This window comes from Neobacillus drentensis (assembly GCF_036965245.1).
GTDB lineage: Bacteria > Bacillota > Bacilli > Bacillales > Cytobacillaceae > Neobacillus > Neobacillus drentensis_G.
Genome location: NZ_JBALPG010000140.1, coordinates 1 through 4,202 on the forward strand (window position 1 = coordinate 1; position 4,202 = coordinate 4,202).

Below are 4,202 nucleotides of genomic sequence, written 5' to 3' on the forward strand. Positions count from 1 at the left end.
ATGAATAGGTAACATTGAATTTAATAGAATTGTATATCTGTTAGATTGGGGTGACAAAGGGGATCTTTTCGGATTAACCCCCTCGTAATTTAAACCGACCCGTTCTATATTCAGAATATACTTATATTATTCTTAATTCTTAATATTGTAAATATTTTTTCGTTAGGTCCATTTTCCCTTTTTTACTTACTTAGTACTGGAGAAAGGTAATAATAAATATTTGATTTATTATCAATATGAGGCTTAACATCATAATCTGTACGAGTTTCAATACTTATATTAGCGTTCTTGGCTACACCTGCATAAAAATCATATAATTCCTGATGCACTTTTAATAACTTTTACTACGGTTGTATTTCCTTTAGGTTGCTATACTATTACGCCATTTCCGTTAGTGATCCAACTTACTTTTTTCTTCTTTTGAATTAAACTCGCTATCCCTAAACCTTCCCCTTTTTTGGTATGGAATAAATAAACAATTATTTTTGATTCTCCAAGAATTTCTACAATTTCAGGTGATTTTTTCATACCATATTCTAGGGCTTCACTCTCCGAAGTTTGAGTTATTTAGTAAATGCTGAATCTAACAAAAAACCTTCCAAACGTAAATTTAGGAAGGTTTTTAGCATGCAAGTATTTTGCATGAATTATTTTAAGTTTTATTTGAAAAATGATGACAAACTATTAGCTCGTTTGTTGAATTAGAAGGATCTGAACTTATTATTTCCCCTAAAAATCTTTCGCTTCATATATTTTTATTGTGCCTAGCCATGATAATAAAAATAAAAGAACTGTGATGACACTTCCAGTCAATATTAATTGGTTGGCTGTAAATTGACTCAAAAATAATTTAATTGTTTCGATTTTATCTTTAAATAAATGCATCATTATATTACCAAAGACAATAATAGTAAACCCTATAAACATCATTATGATTCTAGTATATTTCTCGCCAAATTTATATAAAATTGGATAATAGATAGAGGTAAATAAAAAGATGCATAGCATACCAATTAATAAATCATAAATCTCAGGAAAAGGCTGGGTATAAGCATCAAAAACAAAATAAAAGACAACTTGAAATAAAGATGCTAAACAAACAGTAACTATCCCAAAAATCAAAGCTCCAATATATTTGGAGGAGATGATACTTTTCCGATTAATAGGTAAACTGTTTAGCATGATATGAGAGTTATTACGATCCTCGAAGCTGCCAGTATTAGAAATAAACAGAAAACCTGCAAGTGCAATGATAAAAATAGAGGAAAACTGCAGAATATACCAAAGAGTAATTAATCCCGTTATAATTAATAACATCTTTTTTAACATAAGAAAATCTTTCAAGATTAAAGAGTACATTTCAAATCCCCCTTATTTGTATAATACATGATGTCTTCAAGGCTGGGCTTTTCAATTAAAACCTCATCACCAAAAATATCCTTTGTTTTCTTCACACAACTTGTTAATGCTTCAAAACCTACATTCGTCTTCCGAATACTTACAAATTCTTTTTCTGTATCTCGATCTAATAAGTCATTGCTTCCTTTGACAATTCCATATTCCGTTAGCAGTTCTTCCCTTTCCTTTGAAAAGAGAATTTTTCCTTTGTGAATGTATGTTATATAATCAGCAATTCTATCTAGATCTGTTGTAATATGGGTAGAAAAGAAAATCGTTTTTTGGTCATCTAACATGATTTCATGCAAGAGTTCTAATACTTCTCTTCTAAAAACAGGATCAAGCCCAGATGTAGGTTCATCCATAATGATGAATTCCGGGTCATGGCTGATCGCAAAAAGAATCGCCATTTTCATTTTCATTCCCTTTGAAAAGTTCTTAATTGGCTGTTTCTCAGGTAAACTAAATTGATCTAAGTACTTATAAAAAAGGTTATCATTCCATTTTTGATACATTGGAGCTATTATTTTTCGCAGTTCCCTAATGGATAAAGTATCGTAAAAGCAATTTTCATCATACACAAAACCAATTCGTTCTTTAATCTCTTGATTATGTTTGTCTTGATCAAGACCAAAAATAGCAATGTTGCCGCTATCTTTTCTTAATAATTTCATTAATAATTTTATCGTTGTACTTTTACCAGCTCCATTGGCCCCAATAAACCCAGTGACAAATCCTTTTTTTATCGAAAATGAAACATCATCCAATGAAAAATTCTTAAACGATTTTTTCACATTATTAAATTCAACTACATTCGTCATTTCAAATCATCTCCATACAAAATTAAAATCATTTCCATTAGTTCCTCTTTTGAAAGTTGAATGAGCTTACTTTCTTCAATGATTTCGATTAATTTTTCCTCGATTATTTTCAATCGCCGTTCTTTTAACAACTCTTGATTTTGACTAGCAATAAATGATCCCTTACCAACAATTGAGACGATAAACCCATCACTCTCTAATTCCTCATAGGCTCGCTTTGTCGTAATAACGCTAACTTGCAAATCTTTTGCTAATTGGCGAATAGAGGGGAGTGAATCACCTTCTGATAGCTTTCCAGTTAAAACAAGCTCTTTAATTTGCTTAATAATTTGCTGGTAAATGGGATCTTTCACGGAATTCGAAATAATGATATCCAATTAGTCACCTTCAATTCCTATATCGTATATATACAATATATACATTATACACACATTAGTCAATAGAATTATCCATTTTTATGGTACATTGGATTAAATTTGGATTGAAAACACTAAGGCCGTTTTCGTAAACCTTGTTGTTTTTTAGTAGTGAAAGTATCATGCTATAATAGGTTATACGAAGGGAAAAATTTACAGTTTTCAAGACGAATAATATTGGGGTTGAGGTAAATGAAAAAAGTATTAGGCATTATATCCACTATCCTATTTTTTATTGGATTAGCGTCTTATATTGCTATGTTTTTCGGTAATGATAATTTTCTATTAGGTGGAGTTATTGTTTCAGCAATTGGGTTAATTTTGGCATTTTTCGCTGGAAAAGGGGTATATAAAAGGATTGGTTTAATCGGTAATGCAATTTTCATAATTGTTGCATTCATTTTTCCTCTTATAGTCACCACTTTTTTCTGGAATAAACCTTAAAAAAATAAAGTTAAACTTTATTGGATTGAAATTGCAATCCCGAGACTGTAGACAAAAGGCATCCAAATGAGTTCATTCGGGTGCCTTTTTGTTTTATTTTTTACTTGTAAGTGCAGAATTTAGAGTTATCCTATTCATATTATTATTCCATTTCTGGACTTTTCCAATCCATCTGGCCATTTTTTTAAATTCATGGAGCAAAGTAAGCATTGCTTGCATGGACAATTTTTTTAGGCCTCTTAAGGTTCCTTGGCATCTGCAAAGACACGTTCAATCGTTTCTTCACGTCTTGGGTAAATGCTTTTATTCTCTTGTGTATGACGAAGATGATCGGCTTCCCCTAAATAGTTTTCCACACACGACGCTGAATCAGTTTTTTATGCCCTTTACTCTGAACCCCGAACATTTCAGAATAACTGGAAATGTGTCAGGCCGGATTTCTAAGTCAATCTTGAATAGGCTAGTAAAGAAAAGTATTATAAGTTAAACTTACTATATATTTTAATTAGTAAATATTTTATTAGGCTGTGATAACATGTCAAAAAATAGTCAAATGCACAATGTAGAAATTATTATGAGAGAAATGCTTGAAATACAGCAAAAATCAAAAATGTTTGTAAATTTACTTTCTGAGGGTGAGTCACTATCCCAAAACCAGCTTATTCTTCTTCTCCAGCTGAAAATCAATGGTGGAATGAAAGCAACTGAGATTGCTGATTTTTTCAGTGTAACCCCTGGAGCAATTACATCGATGTGTGATAAACTAGAAAAATTAAATTTAGTACAACGGGTAAGAGAAAGTGACGACCGACGAGTAGTTAAAATGATCTTAACAAATAGTGGTGAATTTAAAGTTCAGGATTTATTTTTGAAAATTCCACAAGAAAAATTAGCAGATATAGCAAAAGTATTAATCAATGTTAATAAGTTAATGAGTACGATTTTTTAAGGATTTCATAAAGTTGAAATCCTTTTTTATTGTCTAAATAAGTATTTAGGAGGCTTAAGTTCCTACTGGAGTTACTTCATTAAACCACCCCCTTTTAAGTGATTGTTCCATAGTACGTTTATTCTTGACAAAATAAGAATGAATGTATTTTAATTAATATATATTTTAATGATT

At 30.7% G+C, this 4,202-nt stretch carries 6 protein-coding genes and 1 pseudogene; 2 read left to right on the top strand and 5 right to left on the bottom strand.

Features of this window, described 5'->3' with window-relative positions:
- Positions 1-369 precede the first annotated feature (369 nt).
- The 4 genes from V7150_RS22230 to V7150_RS22245 all read right to left on the bottom strand — a co-directional run bounded on the left by V7150_RS22230 (position 370) and on the right by V7150_RS22245 (position 2,596).
- Entirely contained in the window at positions 370-528 is a 159-nt protein-coding gene (locus V7150_RS22230) for a hypothetical protein (protein WP_335522579.1), read from the bottom strand.
- Between the two features lie 201 nt (positions 529-729).
- Positions 730-1,359 (bottom strand): ABC-2 transporter permease, encoded by a 630-nt coding sequence (locus tag V7150_RS22235; protein WP_335522580.1) that lies wholly within the window; start codon positions 1,357-1,359, stop codon positions 730-732.
- On the bottom strand, positions 1,347-2,219 hold the full coding sequence (locus V7150_RS22240) for an ABC transporter ATP-binding protein (RefSeq protein WP_335522582.1): 873 nt from the start codon (positions 2,217-2,219) through the stop codon (positions 1,347-1,349). The genes V7150_RS22235 and V7150_RS22240 overlap by 13 nt, the downstream gene beginning before the upstream one ends.
- Positions 2,216-2,596, bottom strand: coding sequence for a GntR family transcriptional regulator (locus V7150_RS22245; protein WP_335522584.1), 381 nt, complete (start codon positions 2,594-2,596; stop codon positions 2,216-2,218). The genes V7150_RS22240 and V7150_RS22245 overlap by 4 nt, the downstream gene beginning before the upstream one ends.
- Before the next feature lie 231 nt (positions 2,597-2,827).
- Here V7150_RS22245 and V7150_RS22250 point away from each other — a divergent pair, with 231 nt between their 5' ends.
- Complete coding sequence (locus V7150_RS22250; protein ID WP_335522586.1) at positions 2,828-3,079, top strand: hypothetical protein; 252 nt, start codon at positions 2,828-2,830, stop codon at positions 3,077-3,079.
- Positions 3,080-3,172: 93 nt separating this feature from the next.
- On the opposite strand, the pseudogene V7150_RS22255 reads toward V7150_RS22250, so the two are convergent.
- A pseudogene (locus V7150_RS22255) lies at positions 3,173-3,473 on the bottom strand (transposase); the annotation flags it as partial.
- Between the two features lie 141 nt (positions 3,474-3,614).
- Between V7150_RS22255 and V7150_RS22260 the strand changes: the two are divergent.
- A complete protein-coding gene (locus V7150_RS22260) occupies positions 3,615-4,028 on the top strand; it encodes a MarR family transcriptional regulator (RefSeq protein WP_335522587.1) in 414 nt (137 codons plus the stop codon).
- The last annotated feature ends 174 nt before the right edge of the window (positions 4,029-4,202 follow it).

What these genes read in the sequence shown, in the direction of transcription:
- V7150_RS22230 (WP_335522579.1), bottom strand. Translation starts at nt 528, where the DNA reads ATGAAAAAATCACCTGAAATTGTAGAAATTCTTGGAGAATCAAAAATA.
- V7150_RS22235 (WP_335522580.1), bottom strand. Translation starts at nt 1,359, where the DNA reads ATGTACTCTTTAATCTTGAAAGATTTTCTTATGTTAAAAAAGATGTTA.
- V7150_RS22240 (WP_335522582.1), bottom strand. Translation starts at nt 2,219, where the DNA reads ATGACGAATGTAGTTGAATTTAATAATGTGAAAAAATCGTTTAAGAAT.
- V7150_RS22250 (WP_335522586.1), top strand. Translation starts at nt 2,828, where the DNA reads ATGAAAAAAGTATTAGGCATTATATCCACTATCCTATTTTTTATTGGA.
- V7150_RS22260 (WP_335522587.1), top strand. Translation starts at nt 3,615, where the DNA reads ATGTCAAAAAATAGTCAAATGCACAATGTAGAAATTATTATGAGAGAA.